Genomic DNA, 5,181 nt, shown 5'->3' with positions numbered 1-5,181 from the left:
CAGAGCCAGAAGAAAAACAGCATAAAAAGCCTGGTCGAAAACCTAAGGCGGCAGCAGATGAACCTGACAACGAAGGGTGATTTAGTCCTTGCGGCATTACGTAAGCTCGGTGTGGCATCAAATGCCACGTTAACTGATGTCGAACCGCAGTCTATGGAAGACGGCGTCAACGACCTTGAAATGATGATGGCTGAATGGCTTGGCGGTGATGCGTCACCTGGGACCAACGTTGGCTACATTTTTGCTGATGCAGATGTCGCTCCGGATCCGGGCGATGAGCACGGTTTATCAAATAACGCTATCAATGCCGTCATTTTCAACCTTGCCTGCCGCATTGCTCCGGATTATGCGCTGGAAGCGTCAGCAAAACTTATAACCACTGCCAGATACGGGAAAGAGCGACTCGTCAAACTGTCTGCAATGGACAGAGCAAAAGCCGCTAAATGTAAGTCAGGTTATCCAAACCGTATGCCTGTTGGCAGTGGTAACCAGTTAGCGACGTGGAACGGTTGGAATTACTTCCACCGGAAGGAACCTTGCGATAACGGGAGCGAATAAATGCCGATTCAGCAACTTCCGCTTATGAAAGGTGTCGGCAAAGACTTTCGAAACGCTGACTATATCGACTATTTGCCAGTGAATATGCTGGCTACACCCAAAGAAATCCTCAACAGCAGCGGATATCTTCGCTCATTCCCTGGCATTGCCAAACGCTCTGATGTGAACGGTGTATCTCGCGGCGTCGAGTACAACATGGCGCAGAATGCTGTTTATCGCGTGTGTGGTGGCAAGTTGTATAAGGGCGAAAGTGAAGTCGGCGATGTTGTCGGAAGTGGTCGTGTATCAATGGCGCATGGTCGAACATCTCAGGCTGTAGGCGTTAATGGTCAACTGGTCGAGTCTCGCTATGATGGCACGGTTAAAACCGTCTCAAACTGGCCTACAGACAGCGGATTCACGCAGTATGAGTTAGGCTCAGTCCGCGACATTACACGCTTACGTGGGCGTTATGCGTGGTCAAAAGACGGCACTGATTCATGGTTTATCACTGACCTTGAAGACGAATCACATCCTGACCGATACAGCGCACAATATCGTGCCGAGTCGCAGCCTGACGGCATCATCGGCATCGGAACATGGCGAGACTTCATCGTCTGCTTTGGCTCATCGACGATTGAATATTTCTCCCTGACGGGCGCAACCACTGTTGGTGCCGCTTTGTATGTCGCCCAGCCATCGTTGATGGTGCAGAAAGGAATCGCCGGAACCTACTGCAAAACGCCGTTTGCTGATTCGTATGCGTTCATCAGCAATCCGGCAACAGGTGCGCCGTCTGTTTACATCATCGGATCCGGTCAGGTGTCACCAATCGCCAGCGCGAGCATTGAGAAAATCCTCCGCTCCTACACTGCTGATGAACTGGCTGATGGCGTGATGGAATCGTTGCGCTTTGATGCTCATGAGTTGCTGATTATCCACCTTCCGCGCCATGTTCTCGTGTACGACGCATCTTCAAGCGCCAATGGTCCGCAATGGTGTGTGTTGAAAACTGGCTTGTATGACGATGTGTACCGCGCTATCGACTTCATTTACGAAGGTAATCAGATAACGTGCGGCGATAAGCTGGAATCTGTTACCGGAAAATTGCAATTCGACATCAGCAGCCAGTATGGGCTTCAACAGGAACACCTGCTGTTTACTCCACTCTTCAAAGCGGATAACGCCAGAGTGTTCGACCTTGAGGTTGAATCGTCAACTGGCGTTGCGCAGTACGCTGACCGCCTGTTCCTCTCTGCTACAACTGACGGCATCAATTACGGGCGTGAGCAGATGATTGAGCAGAATGAACCGTTCGTTTACGACAAACGCGTTTTGTGGAAACGAGTAGGGCGCGTCAGGAAAAATATTGGCTTCAAACTGCGAGTTATCACTAAGTCACCTGTCACTTTGTCTGGTTGCCAGGTAAGGATTGAGTAATGGCTGATTCAAATCTCAACACCCCTGTTATTGTGCAGGCGACGCGGCTCGACACGTCAATTCTTCCGCGCGACATCTTCTCTCAGTCATACCTGCTGTATGTTATCGCACAGGGTACAGACGTTGGTAACGTAGCAAACAAAGCTAACGAAGCAGGTCATGGAGCTTATGAAGCGCAGGTCAGGAATGAACAGCAGGACGATGAACTTGCAGACCATGAACTACGAATTAAACAACTGCGCATTGAAGTTGATGGTCATGAAGTAAGAATTACCGGAAATACAGCGGCAATTGCTGATTTAGGAGTGAGAATAACCACAGTTGAAGGTGAAGTTCTCAACATTCAATCTGAAATTTCATCTCTTGATGGAAGAGTGACATCTGTTGAAAACGATGTTGGTAATCTCAGTTTGGACTACGTTTCCAAGACTGAAGTAAGTCAACAATCACTATCATCGCCTCTCAATGTGACAACATCATACTCAGTTGGAGGGGTAAAGGTGGTCGGTGCAAGGCAAAACGGTTGGACTGCCGGCACAGGAACCCCGCTAACAAGCGCGTTTACTGCAAATCAACCGTATCCTCTTTCAACAACCTACGTTCGGGCAGAAGTAGATGATATAGCCACTGGTTTGATTCAGGCTAGACAACGAATACTTGCCCTTGAAAAAGCACTGCGAACACATGGTTTAATAAACTAATGGAAATAAAGCTCATCGATAATCCGGTGAAGCTTGCAGAATTCCTCAACAATCCAGAAAACACGGGAAATATCGTAGACAGTGGAGATAAATACTACATCAAGCCTGATGCTGTATATCTCGGTATCTACGAAGGATTAGTGCTGGCTGGTGTTCATGAAGTGCGTAACTTCTGGCATAGCGTTGTGGAATGCCATGCGGTGTACGACCCCGGATTCCGTGGAGAATATGCACTACAAGGGCACCGATTATTCTGCAAATGGCTTCTCGAAAACTCACCATTCCTCAACAGCATCACCATGGTTCCTGATACCACAAAATACGGGCGGGCAATCATCCGTTTGCTCGGTGCTACCCGTGTTGGTCACCTTGATGATGCATACACCAGTAATGGAAATCCTGTAGGCATCACGATTTATCAGTTACCGCGCTCAAAATATGAGGAACTAACGGATGTTAATTTTTCAGATTGCTAATAAGTACCTCACCAAAGCTGTTTACTGCAAAGGTGGCAGTGATAGTGGAGCAAAAGCGAGTGCACGCGCAACGGAAAAAGGTATCGATCTACAGCGCGAAATGTGGCAAACGAACATGCAAAACCTTGCACCGTTCACGCCACTCGCTCAGCAGTATGTATCACAGTTGCAGAATCTTTCCTCACTTCAGGGGCAAGGGCAGGCACTTAACCAGTATTACAACTCCCAGCAGTACAAAGACCTGGCAGGTCAGGCGCGTTACCAGAGCCTGGCAGCAGCAGAGGCAACGGGTGGATTAGGCTCTACGGCAACCGGAAACCAGTTGGCAGCAATCGCACCTACACTCGGTCAAAACTGGCTGTCAGGTCAGATGAACAACTACAACAATCTGGCAAACATTGGCCTTGGTGCTCTTACAGGTCAGGCAAACGCCGGACAGAACTATGCCAACAACGTCAGTCAATTGTATCAACAGCAGGCGGCAGCATCTGCGGCTAATGCAAATAAACCATCAGGATTTCAGAGCGCCCTTGGTGGAGCGGCGGCAGGTGCAGCTGCAGGTACTGCAATCATGCCTGGTTGGGGGACAGCAATTGGTGCTGGCGTAGGACTTCTTGGTTCACTGTTTTAATGGAGGTGTCTCTTGGCTACATGGCAACAGGTTGGTAATTCAGGCGCTCTTCTTGCCGGGTTGGGCGGCATGAACTCCAACGCTCCAGGAGCAAGTGATGCAGACGCCACGCTTGCATACATTCGACAGAATAACGAGATGGAGCGTTCAGGACGTAATAACGTTGGCTTGCGGGCTTTGCAGGGCATTTCATCTGTCATGGATATGTATAAGCAGATGGATCAGCAGAAGCGACAGCAAGAGTTTCAGCAGGCTTATGCTGATGCATATACATCTGGTGACCGCGATGCCATGCGAAAACTGGCATCACAGTATCCTGAGCAGTTCGACGTTGTAAGAAACGGCATGAAATTTGTCGATGAAGACCAGCGTACTACTGTCGGTACACTGGCAGCAAGTGCCAGACTCGCAGGTTCATCTCCAGAAGCCATGATGTCATGGCTGCAGAACAACGCATCTGAGCTTTCTCGCGCCGGAGTAGACCCTCTGGATGTGGCGAAAATGTATCAGCAAAATCCACAAGGTTTCACAGAGTTTGTTGATCACCTTGGAATGGCTGCACTTGGACCAGAACAATATTTTCAGGCACAAGACAGAATCGTTGGTCGTGAGATTGACCGTGGAAAACTTGCAGAGGCAATCCGCAGCAATCAGGCTGGCGAAGCACTAACTGCTCGTGGTCAGAACATCACTATGCGCGGTCAGGACTTATCTGCGTCTACTGCGCGACGCGGTCAGGATTTGGCAATGCAGCGAGCGTCAACAAGAGGAACCGCTGGGAATGATGAGCGTACAGTTCAGTTATCAGATGGCAGAACTGTAACGGTAGGCGGGAAGCTTCACGGCGCAGGGGCTAATGCGTTCTACGAAGGCATCGACAACGAGGGGAATATGGTTCGCGTTCCTGCCAGTTCAATCGCAGCGCCTGCAACATCGTCTGCATCAGCACAAAACTATGCCATGAAGAAGGATATCGACGCGATCGCAAATGCAGACGCTTCTGCTCTCGATTTTATGACAGGAATGACCGGCGGTGCAGGTAACCCGGCAATTGGTGCTGATGTTCGCAGCCGATTAACAGGAAAAGAGCAGCGTCAGTTATATAACTCAGCACAACGTATTCAGGGAAGAATGCAGAATCAGGGCGTGGCGGCAGCAAGGGACATGGGCGCCAGTGGTATTAACACCGTTGCAGAAGCGAAGATGTATTTTCAGGGGATGCCGCAGGTTGACTACTCAAGCCCGGAGGCTATGCAGCAGTCGATTCGTGAGATTCAGGAATACACCAACAATTACAACCAACAATATAACGTTAATGTTGGTAAATCTCAGCGGCAGCAATCTCAACCTGCACAGGTATCACAGCCTGCAGCCAGCAGTAACTTTTCTTCACTAT

At 49.5% G+C, this 5,181-nt stretch carries 6 protein-coding genes and 1 pseudogene; all 7 read left to right on the top strand.

The features are described 5' to 3' along the window. Positions 1-80 (top strand): annotated as a pseudogene (locus FEK46_RS23750) (hypothetical protein); the annotation flags it as partial. Further along, positions 58-558 carry a packaged DNA stabilization gp4 family protein gene (locus FEK46_RS15860; protein ID WP_135560392.1) on the top strand — a complete coding sequence of 167 codons (501 nt, stop codon included), beginning with the start codon at positions 58-60 and terminating at the stop codon, positions 556-558. The pseudogene FEK46_RS23750 and the gene FEK46_RS15860, both read left to right, overlap by 23 nt. After that, the gene (locus FEK46_RS15855; protein ID WP_135560393.1) at positions 559-1,977 is read left to right on the top strand and encodes a packaged DNA stabilization protein gp10; all 1,419 of its coding nucleotides are present in this window, start codon (positions 559-561) and stop codon (positions 1,975-1,977) included. It begins immediately after the preceding gene. Beyond that, positions 1,977-2,678 carry a phage tail protein gene (locus FEK46_RS15850; protein WP_135560394.1) on the top strand — a complete coding sequence of 234 codons (702 nt, stop codon included), beginning with the start codon at positions 1,977-1,979 and terminating at the stop codon, positions 2,676-2,678. The genes FEK46_RS15855 and FEK46_RS15850 overlap by 1 nt, the downstream gene beginning before the upstream one ends. Further along, positions 2,678-3,154, top strand: coding sequence for a DUF2824 family protein (locus FEK46_RS15845; RefSeq protein WP_135490997.1), 477 nt, complete (start codon positions 2,678-2,680; stop codon positions 3,152-3,154). The genes FEK46_RS15850 and FEK46_RS15845 overlap by 1 nt, the downstream gene beginning before the upstream one ends. After that, entirely contained in the window at positions 3,132-3,785 is a 654-nt protein-coding gene (locus FEK46_RS15840; RefSeq protein ID WP_135490996.1) for a DNA transfer protein, read from the top strand. The genes FEK46_RS15845 and FEK46_RS15840 overlap by 23 nt, the downstream gene beginning before the upstream one ends. A gap of 12 nt (positions 3,786-3,797) precedes the next feature. After that, positions 3,798-5,181, top strand: a 1,384-nt coding sequence (locus FEK46_RS15835) for a phage DNA ejection protein (protein ID WP_138194702.1), incomplete at its 3' end; no start/stop codon positions are given.

Source organism: Escherichia sp. E4736, assembly GCF_005781225.1.
Taxonomy (GTDB): domain Bacteria; phylum Pseudomonadota; class Gammaproteobacteria; order Enterobacterales; family Enterobacteriaceae; genus Escherichia.
The sequence above is the reverse complement of the archived record's forward strand: the minus strand, read 5'-3'. Positions and strand labels throughout refer to the sequence as shown.